Source organism: Thauera sp. 2A1 (genome assembly GCF_009469595.2).
Classification (GTDB): domain Bacteria; phylum Pseudomonadota; class Gammaproteobacteria; order Burkholderiales; family Rhodocyclaceae; genus Thauera.
On the sequence record NZ_SSXV01000033.1, the window covers coordinates 33,005 to 48,327 of the forward strand.

The 15,323-nt window shown below is 65.2% G+C and carries 16 protein-coding genes; 8 read left to right on the forward strand and 8 right to left on the reverse strand.

Annotation, left to right across the window (positions count from 1 at the left end; all coding sequences use genetic code 11):
• Positions 1–15 precede the first annotated feature (15 nt).
• The 6 genes from GH664_RS20920 to GH664_RS20945 form a co-directional block, all read right to left on the reverse strand.
• Entirely contained in the window at positions 16–474 is a 459-nt protein-coding gene (locus tag GH664_RS20920; RefSeq protein ID WP_308445482.1) for a hypothetical protein, read from the reverse strand.
• Entirely contained in the window at positions 471–1,847 is a 1,377-nt protein-coding gene (locus GH664_RS20925; RefSeq protein WP_153170057.1) for an NAD(P)(+) transhydrogenase (Re/Si-specific) subunit beta, read from the reverse strand. The genes GH664_RS20920 and GH664_RS20925 overlap by 4 nt, the downstream gene beginning before the upstream one ends.
• A complete protein-coding gene (locus GH664_RS20930; RefSeq protein WP_153170058.1) occupies positions 1,848–2,150 on the reverse strand; it encodes an NAD(P) transhydrogenase subunit alpha in 303 nt (100 codons plus the stop codon).
• Positions 2,151–2,162: 12 nt separating this feature from the next.
• The gene (locus GH664_RS20935; RefSeq protein ID WP_153170059.1) at positions 2,163–3,287 is read right to left on the reverse strand and encodes an NAD(P) transhydrogenase subunit alpha; all 1,125 of its coding nucleotides are present in this window, start codon (positions 3,285–3,287) and stop codon (positions 2,163–2,165) included.
• 244 nt (positions 3,288–3,531) lie between these two features.
• Positions 3,532–4,281: a PP2C family serine/threonine-protein phosphatase gene (locus GH664_RS20940; protein WP_153170060.1), complete on the reverse strand. Its 750-nt coding sequence runs from the start codon at positions 4,279–4,281 to the stop codon at positions 3,532–3,534.
• A gap of 166 nt (positions 4,282–4,447) precedes the next feature.
• Positions 4,448–4,669, reverse strand: a complete 222-nt coding sequence (locus tag GH664_RS20945; protein ID WP_153170061.1) for a hypothetical protein — start codon at positions 4,667–4,669, stop codon at positions 4,448–4,450.
• A gap of 143 nt (positions 4,670–4,812) precedes the next feature.
• On the opposite strand from GH664_RS20945, the gene rplU reads away from it, so the two are divergent.
• From rplU to GH664_RS20980, 7 genes are all read left to right on the forward strand, one after another.
• Positions 4,813–5,124, forward strand: a complete 312-nt coding sequence (rplU, locus tag GH664_RS20950; RefSeq protein ID WP_153170062.1) for a 50S ribosomal protein L21 — start codon at positions 4,813–4,815, stop codon at positions 5,122–5,124.
• Positions 5,125–5,144: 20 nt separating this feature from the next.
• Entirely contained in the window at positions 5,145–5,408 is a 264-nt protein-coding gene (gene rpmA, locus GH664_RS20955; protein ID WP_153170063.1) for a 50S ribosomal protein L27, read from the forward strand.
• A 70-nt stretch (positions 5,409–5,478) separates the two neighbouring features.
• Positions 5,479–6,663: an Obg family GTPase CgtA gene (gene cgtA, locus GH664_RS20960; RefSeq protein WP_153170064.1), complete on the forward strand. Its 1,185-nt coding sequence runs from the start codon at positions 5,479–5,481 to the stop codon at positions 6,661–6,663.
• Positions 6,664–6,708: 45 nt separating this feature from the next.
• On the forward strand, positions 6,709–7,824 hold the full coding sequence (gene proB / locus GH664_RS20965; RefSeq protein ID WP_153170065.1) for a glutamate 5-kinase: 1,116 nt from the start codon (positions 6,709–6,711) through the stop codon (positions 7,822–7,824).
• A 121-nt stretch (positions 7,825–7,945) separates the two neighbouring features.
• Positions 7,946–9,028, forward strand: coding sequence for a hypothetical protein (locus tag GH664_RS20970; protein WP_153170066.1), 1,083 nt, complete (start codon positions 7,946–7,948; stop codon positions 9,026–9,028).
• Position 9,029: 1 nt separating this feature from the next.
• Positions 9,030–10,811, forward strand: a complete 1,782-nt coding sequence (locus GH664_RS20975; protein WP_153170067.1) for a long-chain fatty acid--CoA ligase — start codon at positions 9,030–9,032, stop codon at positions 10,809–10,811.
• On the forward strand, positions 10,808–11,935 hold the full coding sequence (locus GH664_RS20980; protein WP_153170068.1) for an SDR family oxidoreductase: 1,128 nt from the start codon (positions 10,808–10,810) through the stop codon (positions 11,933–11,935). The genes GH664_RS20975 and GH664_RS20980 overlap by 4 nt, the downstream gene beginning before the upstream one ends.
• On the opposite strand, the gene GH664_RS20985 is transcribed toward GH664_RS20980, so the two are convergent.
• Both GH664_RS20985 and GH664_RS20990 read right to left on the reverse strand, forming a co-directional pair.
• Complete coding sequence (locus tag GH664_RS20985) at positions 11,913–12,779, reverse strand: hypothetical protein (protein WP_153170069.1); 867 nt, start codon at positions 12,777–12,779, stop codon at positions 11,913–11,915. The genes GH664_RS20980 and GH664_RS20985 overlap by 23 nt on opposite strands.
• A 213-nt stretch (positions 12,780–12,992) precedes the next feature.
• The gene (locus GH664_RS20990; RefSeq protein ID WP_153170070.1) at positions 12,993–13,739 is read right to left on the reverse strand and encodes a PEP-CTERM/exosortase system-associated acyltransferase; all 747 of its coding nucleotides are present in this window, start codon (positions 13,737–13,739) and stop codon (positions 12,993–12,995) included.
• A 400-nt stretch (positions 13,740–14,139) separates the two neighbouring features.
• On the opposite strand from GH664_RS20990, the gene GH664_RS20995 reads away from it, so the two are divergent.
• Complete coding sequence (locus GH664_RS20995) at positions 14,140–15,003, forward strand: PEP-CTERM sorting domain-containing protein (RefSeq protein ID WP_153170071.1); 864 nt, start codon at positions 14,140–14,142, stop codon at positions 15,001–15,003.
• Positions 15,004–15,323 lie beyond the last annotated feature (320 nt).

Below are 15,323 nucleotides of genomic sequence, written 5' to 3' on the forward strand. Positions count from 1 at the left end.
TCGCGTCGGGCGGCTTCAGTAGTCGAGCAGCGTCCGGCAGGTCTCCTTGCGCCCGGTGATCGCGCTGAAGCGCTCGAGCCGCTCGCGTACGAACTCGTCCTTGACCCGCGCATCGGCGCAGTACTCGCGCAGGCGCATCGCGTGCGCGGCGTTCTGCATGTCGGTCACCGTCTTGCCGACCGCCGGAAAGCGGTAGCCAGTGGTGTCGCGCCATTCGGGGCGGGCAGGCGCCTTTGCGGGCGGCGCGCCGGCCTTGCTCCCCTTCGTCGCGGCGGAACGGGCAGCAGGCGACTCTGCCGGCGTCTTCGTCGGCGGTGCAGTCTGCGCCCAGGTACCGATGCTCCAGACACAGGCCAACAGCAGGGCCAGCGAGCAAATCGGGCCGCGGCCCGGGCGGCGACGTCCGCCCGGAGCGCGACCCGAAAGGCGCGAAGCGCAACCCGCCGACGGCATTTTCGGCGGGCGGCGCATCATGCCTCCAGCGCCTTCACATGCTGGATGACCTCACCGATGGCCTGCTGCGCGCTGCCGTACAGCATGCGGCAGTTGTCCTTGTAGAACAGCGCGTTCTCGATGCCCGAGTAACCCGCGCCCTTGCCGCGCTTCACCACGATGACGTTCTGCGCCATGTCCGCATTGAGGATGGGCATGCCGTAGATCGGGCTGGACTTGTCGGTGCGCGCGACCGGGTTCACCACGTCGTTCGCGCCGATCACCAGCGCGACGTCGGCCTGCGCGAAGTCGGCGTTGATTTCCTCGAGGTCGAAGATCTTGTCGTAGGGCACGCCCGCTTCGGCCAGCAGCACGTTCATGTGGCCGGGCATGCGGCCCGCCACCGGGTGGATCGCGAACACGACCTCGACACCGCCTTCTTCCAGCAGTTGCGCCATCTCCCACACCTTGTGCTGCGCGCCCGCCACCGCCATGCCGTAGCCCGGCACGATGATGACCTTGGACGCATAACGCATCACCGAGGCGGCATCCAGCGACGAGAACTCCTTCATCGTGCCCTCGACCGCCTCGCCGCCGCCGGCCGCAGCGCCGGTGATCGGGGTGAAGATCACATTGGTGATCGGGCGGTTCATCGCCTTCGCCATCAGTTGCGTGAGCAGCGTACCCGAGGCGCCCACCACGATGCCGGCCACGATCAGCGCCGGGTTGCCCAGCACATAGCCCTCGAAGCCCACAGCCAGGCCGGTGAAGGCGTTCAGCAGCGAGATCACCACCGGCATGTCGGCGCCGCCGATCGGGCTGGTGAGGATCACGCCCAAGGCCAGCGCGACGAGGAAGAACAGCACCACGAGGACGGACGCCGGCGCATCGGACATGATGATGCCCAGCCCGAGCAGCACCGCCAACGCGCCCAGGCCCATGTTCACCTGGTTCTGCGCCGGCAGCCGCCACGCCTTCTGCATGATGCCCTGCAGCTTGGCGAAGGCGATGCACGAACCCGAGAAGGCCACCGAGCCGATCAGCGCGCCGAGCACCGCAAGCGTGGCTGGCACCACACCATGCACCTCGCCGCGCGCGAACTCCAGCGCGGCGATCGCCGCCGCCGCGCCGCCGCCCATACCGTTGTAGATGGCGACCATCTGCGGCATGTCGGTCATCTTGACCGTCTTGCCCGACCACCACGCCACCGCACCGCCGGCCACGATCGCCAGCACCATCAAGCCGACGTTGCCCAGGCCCGGCGTGAAGAAGGTGACCACGGTGGCCGCAACCATCGCGTAGCCTGCCCACACGATGCCCTTGCGCGCCGTCACCGGCGAGCTCATCGCCTTGAGGCCGAGGATGAACACGACGGCGACGATGAAGTAGGATGCTTGAATGAACCCGTTGACCATTTACGCGCCCCCTTCCTTCTTGTTGCCACCCTTGAACATCGCCAGCATGCGCTCGGTCACCACATAGCCACCGGCGGCGTTGGCCGCGCCGAGGAACACCGCAACGAAACCGATCGCCAGTTGCACCGGCTCGTTGGGATCGGCATGACCCAGCACCACCATCGCACCGACCAGCACCACGCCGTGCACGAAGTTCGAGCCCGACATCAGCGGCGTGTGCAGGATCACCGGCACGCGCGAGATGACCTCATAGCCGGTGAATGCGGCCAGCATGAAGATGTAAATTGCAGCAAAGCCTTCCATGACGGCTCCTCCTTACAGGCCCAGCACCTGTTTCACCCCGGCGTGGCGCACTTCGCCCGCGTGGGTGAGACAGGTTCCGGCCACCACTTCGTCTTCCCAATCGAGCGCCAGCGCGCCGTCCTTGATGAAGGGCGAAATGAAGTTGAACAGGTTCTTGGCGTACATCTCGGAAGCATGGACCGGCATGCGGCTCGCGATGTTGGTCGGACCGATCATCAGCACATCGTTGATCCACACTTTCTCGCCCGCCACCGTGCCTTCGACGTTGCCGCCGCTCTCGGCCGCCATGTCGACGACCACCGCGCCCGGCTTCATCTTCGAGACCATGTCGGCGGTGATGATGCGCGGCGCCTTCTTGCCCGGGATGGCCGCGGTGGTGATCAGCGCGTCGCACTGCGCCACCGCCTTCGCCAGGCGCTCGGCCTGCTTCGCCTTCTCCTCGTCGGTGAGCTCGCGCGCATAGCCGCCGGAGCCTGCCGCCGACACGCCGGTATCGACGAACTTCGCACCCAGCGACTCGATCTGCTCACGGGTCTCCGGGCGCACGTCGTAGGCTTCGACCATGGCGCCGATGCGGCGCGCGGTGGCGATCGCCTGCAGCCCCGCCACGCCCGCGCCGATCACCAGCACCTTGGCCGGGCGGATGGTGCCGGCAGCGTAGGTCAGCATCGGGAAGAACTTGGGCGAATGGTCGGCGGCGATCAGCGCGCACTCGTAGCCGGCCACCGCGCCCTGCGACGACAGCGCGTCCATGCTCTGCGCGCGCGAGATGCGCGGCAGCAGCTCGAGGGCGAAGGTGGTGAGCTGCCTTTCCTGGAACGTCCTGGCGCGATCGGCGCTGGTCCACGGCTGCAGCAGCCCGATCAGCACCGCGCCCGGCTTCAGCGCGGCGATCGCCTCGTTCGACGGCGGCTGCACGCAGAACACGACATCGGCCTGCGCGCAGACTTCCATGCCGGTGTCGGCGAAGGTCACGCCGGCAAAATCCCCATCGCGAAAATGCGCAGGTGTGCCCGCCCCCTTTTGCAACACCACCTGGGCCCCCAGGCCCAGGTATTTCTTGACGACATCCGGCACGACCGACAAACGCCGTTCGCCGGGAGCTGTCTCCGCTAGCACTCCGATGACCAGAGGCATGGGCGCACTCCTTCCTAGTGGTTCAGAACAGAAATTCGGGACGACAGGAAACACGCCGCGCCCGGAAGATTGCGTTGGCATGCCACGCACCAGGATGAGGCACGGCACCCGCTGCGGCGATCATAGCGGCTGCCGATTCAGGTGCAATAAGGCCTTTCCTTGATGGTGCATTGCAGCACCCGCATGGCAGAGGTACCGCCTCGCGCGCGTCCGTCGCCCCGATCGGCGCCCTCCGGAGGGGCAGCTAGCGCCGCGGCACCAGCTTGACGACGACCAGGGAGATGTTGTCGCCGCTGCCGGCCGCACGCTCCCTGGCCTGCTTGAGCAAGGTCTCGGCAGCCACGCGCGCGGAGTGCTCATGCAGCACTCGCGCCAGCTCGTCGTCGCTGAAGTAGGCCCAGAGTCCGTCGGAGCACAGCAGGAAAGTGTTGCCCGCGCAGAGCTCGCGGGCGTGGCCGTACTCGATGCGCGGCTCCCGGTCGCTGCCCAGGCAGGACAGCAGCACGTTGCGCTGCGGATGACTCAAGGCCTGGCGTTCATCGATCCGCCCGGTGCGCTGCAGTTCGCCGACGATCGAATGATCGCCGGTGCGCGCGACGACCTCGAGGCCGCGAAAGTGGTAGAGGCGCGAGTCGCCGCAATGGGCCCAGATCGCCATGTCGCCCTGCAGCAACAGCGCGACTGCCGTGCTGTGCGGGTCCTGCTCGCTGGTGAAGCGGGTCAGGCGTATCGCCGTGTGCGCGTCGGCCATCAAGCTGCCCAGAAGCTGCTCGGCCGTCTCGTGCCGCGGCGCGAACACGTTCAGGTTCTGCCGGCCCTTGATGATCACCTGCTCGGCCGCCATCGCCCCGCCGGAGTGCCCCCCCATGCCGTCGGCGAGAATCGCGAGCAGGATTTCCGGCCGCGTCGGGTGCGGAAACAGCCCGACGCGGTCCTGTTGCTCGGCGCGGTCGCCGATGTGATGCACGATGCAGGTTTCGGCAGCGAACGGCATGAACGCGAGCGTGGTGAGAGGACGGAAGGTGGGCGGAGCAGGATATTACCAAGTGTCCGGCGTTCAGGGACGCCGCCCGCGATCGCCGGACGGCCGCCCGCCCGGGCGGCGTGACGCAGTTCACGAAGGCGCTGCCCGCGGCCCCCGCGGACAGCAGGACAGGGCATCAAGCCCGGTCGCATTCGCTGCCGGCGGCGTCCGATTGCCTGCCCCGTTGCGCGCCCCATTGCGCGCCCCGTTGCCCGCCCGATTGCCCCTCCGCCTGACCGGCCTGCGGCCCTCGACGCCCGCGCAGCCGATCCACCGTGCGCAACGCCAGCCACGAGCCGACCAGCGACATCACCGGCACCGCGACCAGCAGGAACTGAACCCAGGCCTTGTCGCTCATCGTCGCCCCCCGGCACCCGCGCGACCTCCGCCGGCCATCGCAATCTCCGGCTGAAGCGCCTGATCGTATTGACTTTTTGACATTTCCGGCCTCGCCACGTATAGTGCGCGATTCTTTGCAAACCCATCAACTGGAGCAACACCATGTACGCGGTGATAAAAACCGGTGGCAAGCAGTATCGCGTTGCCGCTGGCGAAAAGATCAAGGTAGAACAGATACCGGCCGACGTGGGTTCCGAAATCACCATCGACCAGGTCTTCATGGTCGGTGAAGGCGAGGCCGTGAAGATCGGCACGCCGGTGGTGGCCGGGGCTTCCGTCAAGGCGACCGTGGTTTCGCACGGCCGTCACGACAAGGTCAAGATTTTCAAGATGCGCCGACGCAAGCACTACCAGAAGCACCAGGGGCATCGTCAGAACTATACCGAGCTTCGCATCGAAGCGATCTCGGCCTAAGGCGCAGGAGGTAATCCGACATGGCACACAAAAAAGCTGGCGGCAGTTCCCGTAACGGCCGCGACTCGGAATCGAAACGCCTCGGCGTGAAGCGCTACGGCGGCCAGTTCGTCGTTGCCGGCAACATCCTCGTTCGCCAGCGCGGCACTGAGTACCACCCGGGCGACAACGTCGGCATCGGCAAGGACCACACCCTGTTCGCGCTGAAGGACGGCGTGGTGCAGTTCGCGGTCAAGGGCTCGGCCCGTCGCCGTACCGTGATGATCGTGCCCGAAGCGGCCTGATCACTCACCCGCGGTCCGAAAAGCCCTATCTTGCCGGTAGGGCTTTTTTCTTTTTTGAGGTTGATCTGGAATGAAATTTTTCGACGAAGCCCGCATCGACATCTTTGCCGGTGACGGCGGCAATGGCGTGGCCACCTTCCGCCGCGAGAAGTTCATTCCCAAGGGCGGCCCCAGCGGCGGCGACGGCGGCCGCGGCGGCAGCGTATACGGCGTGGCCGACCGCAACCTCAACACCCTGATCGACTACCGCTACACGCGCAGCTTCCGCGCCGAGCGCGGCGAGAACGGCGGCAGCAAGGAATGCTACGGCAAGGGCGGCGAGGACATCACGCTGCGCTTTCCGGTCGGCACCGTCATCACCAACCACGAAACCGGCGAGCTGATCGCCGACCTCGACGAGGACGGCAAGAAGGTCCTGCTCGCCCGCGGTGGCCGCGGTGGCCTGGGCAACATCCACTTCAAGTCCAGCACCAACCGCGCGCCGCGGCAGAAGACCATGGGCCAGGAAGGCGAGCGCTTCACCCTGCACCTGGAGCTGAAGGTGCTGGCCGACGTCGGCCTGCTCGGCATGCCCAATGCCGGCAAGTCCACCTTCATCCGCTCGGTGTCGGCGGCCAAGCCCAAGGTGGCGGACTACCCTTTCACCACGCTCGCCCCCAACCTCGGCGTGGTGCGCACCGCCGAGAACCGCAGCTTCGTCATTGCCGACATCCCCGGCCTGATCGAAGGTGCGGCCGAAGGTGCGGGCCTGGGCCACCAGTTCCTGCGCCACCTGCAGCGCACCCACCTGCTGCTGCACCTCGTCGATCTCGCGCCTTACGATCCCGAGGCCGATCCGGTCGCCGACGCGAAGGCGATCGTCGAGGAACTGCGCAAGTACGACGAATCGCTCTACAACAAGCCGCGCTGGCTGGCGCTCAACAAGCTCGACCTCATCCCCGAGGAAGAGCGCGCCGCGCGCGTTGCCGCCTTCCTCGAGGCCTACGGGCCGGTCGAGCACCATTTCGAGATTTCCGCGCTGAAGGGTGAAGGCACGAAGGAACTGATCTTCGCCATCCAGGACTACCTCGACGCCGAGCGCGCCCGCATCGAGGCGGAACACAGCCGGCGCCGGGCTGAGGAAGCGGAGCGCCTGGCCGCCGCGGAAGCTGCGCGCGCCGCCGCCGACCGCGCCTACGAAGAGGAATCGCTCGCCACCGACGAAGATGACCTCCCCGAGGACGACATCAACCAGGACAACACGCCCGAACGCTGACCTCGACCTTCGCTGCAACAATCCGACCCAAGCCCGCGCACTGCCATGAGAGAGAAGATCCGCACCGCCCGCCGCCTCATCGTCAAGGTGGGGAGCGCCCTCGTCACCAACAACGGCGCCGGCCTCGATCATGCCGCGCTGGACGACTGGGCACGCCAGATCGCCGCGCTGCGCGCCGACGGCCGCGAGATCGCCCTCGTCTCCTCCGGTGCCATCGCCGCCGGCATGCAACGACTGGGCTGGGGCAAGCGGCCCCACGAAATGCACAAGCTGCAGGCCGCCGCCGCGGTCGGCCAGATGGGCCTGGTCGAGGCCTACGAGAAGGCCTTCACCCGCCACGGCCTGCAGACCGCGCAGATCCTGCTGACGCACGAGGACCTCGCCGACCGCACTCGCTACCTCAATGCCCGCAGCACGCTCAACACCCTGCTCGAACTCGGCGTGGTGCCGATCATCAACGAGAACGACACGGTGGTCACCGACGAGATCAAGTTCGGCGACAACGACACGCTGGGCGCGCTGGTCGCAAACCTGATCGAAGCCGACACGCTGATCATCCTCACCGACCAGCAAGGCCTCTACACCGCCGATCCGCGCCGGGATCCGGCTGCCACGTTGATCTCCGAAGGTCGCGCCGAGGACCGCCAGTACGAGGCGATGGCCGGCGGCGCCGGCAGCGGCATCAGCAAGGGCGGCATGATCACCAAGATCCGCGCCGCCCAGCGCGCCGCCCGCAGCGGCGCCCACACCTGCATCGCCAGCGGCCGCACTCCCGACCCACTGCTGCGCCTGGCTGCAGGCGAAGCGGTCGGCACCCTGCTGTACGCCTCGAGCACACCGCTGCAGGCGCGCAAGCAATGGATCGCAGACCACCTGCAACTCGCCGGCGATCTCATCATCGACGACGGCGCCGTCGCCGCACTCAAGAACGGCCGCAGCCTGCTGCCGGTGGGCGTCATCGAGGTGCGAGGCGACTTCGAGCGCGGCGCGGCGGTAGCCTGCCGCACCGTCGCGGGCGAGGAAGTCGCGCGCGGGCTCGCCAACTACAGCGCCACCGAATGCCGCCGCATCGCGCGCAAGCCGACCGCGGAGATCGAGAAGCTGCTGGGCTACATCGACGAACCGGAGCTGATCCACCGCGACAACATGGTCGCGAGATGAGCCGGCTGCGGGCGCAACGATCGACCGTCGCGCCCGCCACCCGAACCTCAAGCGGCTGGCATTTTTCGGGCGATGCCATCAAAATCGGGATCTGTTTGCCCAAAACGAGCACCCAAGCCCGATGAAAAAATGCATCCGGTGCCTGCTACCGGAAATCGTGCCGGACGCCGACATCGACGCAAGCGGCGTCTGCGCATTCTGTCGCCACCCTGAGCCTCTTCCCGCCGCGAATGCGGCCAAAGCGGCACAGCGTGCCGACCTCGAAGCCACACTGCAGGCCGCGCGCAACACGGCAGGCTCCGCCTACGACTGCATCGTGCCGCTCAGTGGCGGCAAGGACAGCCTCTATCTGCTGCACCGGCTAAAGGTGGATCATGGCCTGCGCGTGCTCGCCTTCACCTGCGACATCGACCTGCCGCAGGTGGCATGGCGCAACATCCGCCGGGCGCTGCGCCGGCTGGACATCGACCACGTCGTGTGGCGCCCCGCCCATGGTTTCCTGACGCGGCTGTTCCGTTACCTGCTGTGTAACCAGGAAGCGCGCGGCGCCGTGTACACCGTGTCCTACGTGTACGCGCCGCTGTTCGAGGGCGCCGCGATCCGCCTCGCCATCGAGAAGGGCATCCCCCTCGTGCTGGCCGGCTACTCGCCCGGCCAGCCCGAGCCCGAACGCATGCAGTACGAGTTCAACCCCGCGCTGATCCGCAACGAGGACTGGACGCCGCCGCACCTGGCCGCATGCGGCGAGTTCTCCGTCTCCGACCTGGTCCACTTCTACAACCCCCTCACCCTGCCGCCGGGCACACGCTTCCCGCGCTACCTCGCCCCCTACCACGTGTGGGACTACGACCAGGGCGAGGTCATCCGCCGCGTCACCGAACTGGGCCTGGTGCAGCGCAGCCACCATGCCAGCCCCATCGTCAGCAACTACCCGATCAACTGGCTGATGATGTACTCCGACCTGCGCCACTTCGGCTACAACCCCTACACGCCCGAATTCTCGGCGCTGATCCGCGAAGGCAAGGCCAGCCTCGGCTACTGGAAGGTGATGACGCCGCTGGTCAACTTCATGATCCGCAACAAGCTGGGCATGGGTCGCGAGGTGAAGCGCAGCATGGAATGGCTGGGGCTGGGCGAAGCCGACCTGCGCATCACGCTGCCCAAGGGCGCGTACGATCCGCCGATGCTGCGCCAGCCTGCCTGACATGCCGGCCCGCGCGGACTCCCTCACCGCCCGGCTGCGCGAGCGGGCGCGCAGCGAACCGGAAGCCCCGGCCTATCTCTCGCTGGCAGGCAGCGACGCCACCTGGCGCGCGTTGACGTGGCGACAGGTTCTCGACAAGGTCGAACGGCTCGCCTCGGCCTTCGTCCGTCGCGGCCTGCAAACGGGCGATCGCGTCGCCCTCATGCTGCCGACCTGCCCGGACTGGGAGATCTGCCACCATGCGGCACTGGCCGCGGGCGGCGTCGTCGTCGGTCTCGATCGCCACGATGCCGATCAGAATCTCGCGCACATCCTCAGGCTCGCTGAGCCGCGCACGATCATCGCGCAGAACTCCGCCGACATCGCGAGACTTGGCGCACTGTGGCCGGGCGCCGAAATCTTCGTCGTCGCTGAGCGAACCGATCCAGACCCGGGCCTGCTCGCTCTCGCCGACCTGATCGCCGCACCCGTCAGCCCCCTGTTGCTGCCGGACCGAGCCCCTCGTCCGCAAGACACGGCAACGATCGTGTTCACGTCGGGCAGTACCGGCAAGCCCAAGGGCATCGCCTATTCGCACCACCAGATCATTCTCGCCATCGACGCCCTGCTGGAGCGCTTTCCGACGGTGCGCTGCGACGCGCGCATGGTCTGCTGGTTACCGCTTGCAAACCTCTTTCAGCGCATCCTTAACCTCTTCGCCTTGAGCTGTGGTGCCCGAAGCTATTTCGTCGACAGGCCCGAAGACGTCCTGCGGCTCGCACCCGACATCCGGCCGACACTTTTCGTCGGCGTTCCACGCTTCTTCGAAAAGCTGCACCAAGGCATCCTCGCGCGAGTCGACCAGCAGCCCCGCGCGCTGCGCGCGCTCGTCCTCGCGGCCTGGGACATCGGGTGCCGGCATGCCGCGGCCTCGCGCAGCGGCGCGCGCGCGCCGCTTTGGGTGCGGATGCTGTTTCCACTTTCCAGCTCGCTGCTCCGTCGCATCCGGTTGCTGCTGGGCCCCGACCTGCAGTTCATGGTCAGCGGCTCGGCCGCCCTGCTACCCTGGCTGCTGGAGCGCTTTCACGGCCTGGGCTGGCTCGTGCTCGAAGCCTACGGCATCAGCGAAAACGTCATGCCGGTCGCCATCAACCAGCTCGAGGATTACCGTTTCGGCAGCGTGGGGCGGCCGCTGCCCGGCAACGAACTGCGCTTCGCCTCCGATGGCGAACTGTTGTTGCGCGGACCCGGCGTGTTCCGCGGCTATCTGCGCGACACGACGCCGCCCGACTCGCTGGACGCCGACGGCTTCCTGCACACCGGCGACTTCGCCCGCCTGGATGACGACGGCTATCTGTGGCTCGAGGGGCGAAAGAGCGAAATCTTCAAGACCTCCACCGGCCGCCGCATTGCCCCAGTCCCCATCGAGACCGCGCTGAAGCAGATCGACGATGTCGATCACGCCGTCGTCGTCGGTCGCGATCGGCCGTTCCCGGTCGCGCTGCTGACGCTGGACCCGCGCTCGTCGCGCCTTGCCGCGCTGGGCGCGCCGACGACCCGGACCGCGATCGCCCACGATGTTTCCGCAGCGTGCCGCGCCTTTCCCGAACATCAACGTCCAGGCGCAGTGATCGTGTCGAGGACGGCCTTGACCGTGGCGGGCGGAGAACTGACCGCCAACCTGAAACTGCGTCGCCGCCAGATCGAGGTGCGTTTCGCCGCCGAAATCGACGAGGCCTATCAAAAAGCATCGCAGCAGATGCGCCGCGCGCGCGCTGCACCGCCCATCATCGAGGCGCCATGAACCGCTATTTCCTCACCGGTGCATCAGGCGCGGTAGGCAGTGCCATCGTGCCATTACTGCTTGCCGACCCCGAGACCTCGGTGCGCCTGCTACTGCGCGCCGACTCGGTCGAGCATCTTGCGCAGCGATTCGAGGCACTGTGCGAATTCTGGCGCCTCTCCCCATCCGACCCCGCTCGCGCCCGACTGCAGCCGCTGCGCGGCGACGCCACGCTGCCCGACTTCGGCCTGGACGCCGACACTTACGGCGAACTCGCTGCCGACACAACCCATATCATCCACTGCGCCGCCAGCGTGCGCATGAACGACCCGCTCGAGAAGGCACGCCAGTCCGCCGTCGGCTCGGCCCAAGCCATCCTTACGCTCGCCCGCAGACTGGCCGCAAGCGGCACGCTGAAGAAAGTCGAATTCGTCAGCACCGTGGGCATCGCCGGAAAACGTCAAGGTATCCTGCCCGAGCAGTGGATCGACGAGCCGCGAACCTTCCACAACACCTACGAGCAGTCCAAGGCCGAAGCCGAAGCGCTCGTCCGCGCTGCGGTCGAGCACGAAGCGCTACCCATCACCGTTCATAGACCGAGCATGGTAATCGGCGACTCCCGCGACGGCCGCATCATCCACTACCAGATCTTCTACTACATCTGCGAGATCCTGTCGGGTCGCAAGACCTTCGGGCTCTATCCGGCACTGGGCAATGTTCGGCTCGACGTGATCCCGGTCGACTGGGTGGCCGACGCCATCGTCGCCGCCAGCAGGGAAACCGATACGGCGGGACACATCCTCAACCTGTGTTCAGGCCCGGACAAATCACCAACCCTCCGCGACCTGAGATTGCTCGTCCGCAAGGATTTCCGCGCACATGGGAAACGCCCGCCGGTGGGGCTGAAGATTCCGCGAGCGTGGTTCGCCGCGCTGCCGCGACTGGCAGCGCTCCTCGCGGCGCCCGGCAGGCGCACTCCGCTATCGACGCTACCGATCTACATGGACTACCTCGCCGACAGCCAGGGGTTCTGCAACGCTCGGTATCTGGCGCAGTTGCGCGCGCACGGACTTGCGCTCCCCGACCCGCAGTTCTATCTACCCGCGGTGATCGCGCATTACCTCAACAGAGTTGACCGAAGTTAGCCGATGCTGGGAATCCATAGGGAAGCCGCGCTGTACCGGCCGATTCATCCTTCGGCGCCTCGAACGTGAATCGCTCGACTGACACTCCAGCAGCCGGTACCCCTTCGACCTCATGCTCATCGGCCGATTCATCCGTGCGAATGGACTTGATCCGCGCGACGTGGCCGAACTGACGGGTGACATGCAGCAGATGCCCCGCTGCGACGTGCAACAGTACAGCCGGTGCGTCCACCTGACTGCAGTTCCGCTTTTCACCTATGGCCGAGAATCCGAGCATGCGCGTGTAGAAGCCAACATGTCGCGGATTGCACTCGACGATGAAGTCAGTCAGGTGCCAGCGGTCGCATCCCGCCGCCGCAACCTTCCCGACCATGCTCAACAGCAGAGTCAGTGCCGGTGTGCGGGAGTCCATCGCCAACCGCCCGAACTCACCCAGCCTGTCGCCACGGCGGCGCAGGCGATTCAGTTCGTCACCGTAGATCTCGTCCGCCTGCAAGCCTGCAGGACCATCGCGCCACAGCGAGAGGGTGCCGATCATCTTGTGGTGGCGCTTCGCAGCCGCAGTCAGGCTGTCGGCCGTCGTCGGCCTGAGGCTGTCAGGGCTGGCATACCCCGCCTGCCGGTAGTTCTCGCGGACGAAATCCAGCGCCTCGGAAACATGGTTCTCCGAAGCGATCAGGCCCGTACGAAACTTCATCGCTCCCTTGCCATGCCAGGATTCGCTCTCCATACCGTCGTGCGGATCATGCACGTCCACGTGGTGGGGCCGCATCGGGTCGTTGAGATGTGTCGACGAAAAGTAGCCGCCGGCCGAGCCGAGCGGAAGGTGGGCAGGAGCGCGCATTTCCAAAAGATGTCCTTTCTCGTTAAGCCGTCAATTTACCTGGAGAGGCGCCCAGAGGGCCCCAAGCCCCATCAAGCATCATGGGCACCGACACACTGGGCGACAGCTCGCAGGTGATTTTGATCAGCGTCGGCATCAGAAAACCGCTCGATTTTAGCCATCACACGGGCTCCACGCTTTACCGCGCTCCTGCAATAAATGTAAGCGCGTTTGTTACGCGTGGTTCTGACAGCCATCAAGAGCTTCGCACGCAACTTGATACACCGACCTGAGAAGCGGATCAAGATTGTCGATCACTTCACGCACATCCATCACCGCCGGCGCCCGCAAGCCACGATGCTCGATCGCGCCCCCGATCTGGCGGTTGGTGATGCCGATCTTGTTGAGGTGGCGCAGCAATCGGGGCTCGGAGAGTAGGAACAAGGTGTCGAGCCCGTGATGCTCCGCCATCGCGAACACCCCCATGTACAGGCCCACCAGCGGCCACGGAAAACGCGATCGCCCCCCACCGCCGAAGTCGCTGTCCTGCAGGGTACCCGGCGTTCGCTCCTCGCCGCGGCGGCGGCGGTACTGGCCGACGATGGCAAGGCGCGACACCTCGGCGATCCGATCCCTCGACATAACATCGAGTTCGATGATCGATCGATCGATTGTATCGGCACAGGTCTGCTCGAAGGGCAGTGGCACCTGCGGATCGTCAGCGTCTGCTCGGACCAGCCGCACGCAGCCGATGTGCTCGCCTGAACTTCGGCTACGCACGAGGCAGTGCAAGGATTGGACGTCATACGCGTCGGTCTCCATCCCGTTCGAACGCGCGGGTTCCCAGCCGAGATCCTCACAATAGACGCTGTGCCGGATGCGGAACGCTGCCTCCTTCTGGGCGTCGTACATCGCCGGTACGATTTCGAAGTACTTGCTGAAAGCGTCGCCAAGATTGGCGGATTTTGAAGAATTGATCATATCGTCGTCGTGGCTAGTATTAGAACGAGGCCGTTCTCGGCATCGTTGGGCCTTGTATCGCGCAGGAAGGCGACATGTCCCCGTACCCCGCGAACGGTTGGCTCGCATGCGTCGCATTCAGTGACGCGGCATTCACAACCGAACCAAGCATCACAGCCCACTAACTTACGGCACTTGGCGCAACTTCTTGATCGCATGCAGACACCGCGAGTCAAACGAGGATCTGTCGGAATATTTTACACTCTTGCCATAGAACGAGCTAACGGAGACGCCCCGCTACCGCACTTCAACCATTATTCTTGTCAAAATCATCACCTTACGGATTATGACGCAATCTTGGCACGACTCCTGCTTTCATTTTTCAGTGCTGACGCGGTCAGCGCTTTCAAGGAGAAATATTATGAGCATCATTAGGAAAACCCTGGCCGCAGCTGCTGTGGCTGCCGCAGTGACGGCTCCGCTATCTGCCAACGCAGCTTTGGTCGACGCTTGGAAATTCAATCTAAGTCTCCTCAATGGGACAGCAATCGGCGCAAACGTAGTGACCGGTGCAACGAACGCTTCGAATATCGACCACTTGGTCATCAACGGCCATTCCACCGTGAATCAAACCGTTGTAGGAGGGTCCGCGCTGGGTCAGCCGTTTACCGATAGCGGCGCTCTCCAATTCATTTCCAACGACCCGGAAGGACTTGGCGCAGTTATTCCCCTCAATTTTGGTACGGCCGGAGTAGGAGGAGCTTCCCTCACCGGCTACCTCCAGTTCAGCGGCCTGACAGGCGTACTGAACAACGACGGCTCGATCACGTTCAATCCGGGGTCGGGTAGCGTGGGCTTCTTTATTGAAGATGATGGTGACCTCAATTCCGCCACAGGCAACGTCATCACCGCCGCAACCTACAAGCTGATAGCTCCCTCCGGTGGTTCCAACTTGGACTTCTTCGGGGGTACGGCTGCAAACGCAACAGTCGACGTAACGCTGGAATTGTTGTCGACTATCAACCCCAACCTCTTCACCGACAGCGCCAATAATCCGCTTGGGCTGCTGACGCTGCATTTGGTGAACGTCGATTCGCTGCTGGATCCGAACTTTAGTCCGAATCCGGATAACACAGGCGTTATCGGTGGGAATGGCACTTCGATAATCCATGTCCAGAACGCGGGACAATACAACATTACGACAGTACCGGAGCCGGGTTCTCTCGCGCTGGCTGGCCTTGCCCTCGCCGGCCTCGGCACCTTGCGTCGTCGCAAGAGCGCCTAAGGTACTCTGCTTCATCGAAAACAGTAGCCCGCCTAACGGTGGGCTTTTTTTTGGCAAGCCAAAAGCTACTGGTGCAAGACACGCCACAGATGAATGTCGTTACGATCGTCCATCGTCAACTGGCTGTAGTGTCTTCCTATGCACGCACCCTACCAAATCCCGGGTGTTGCACTTCATTCTGGTGCTCGCCAATCATCGAGTAGGGGACGGGGTCACCCCCGTCGCCCTCTCACACCACCGTACGTGCGGTTCCGCATACGGCGGTTCATGAAAGACACTGGAGCCGTCGCGTCGTATCGAGCAGCGACACCAGACCCAAA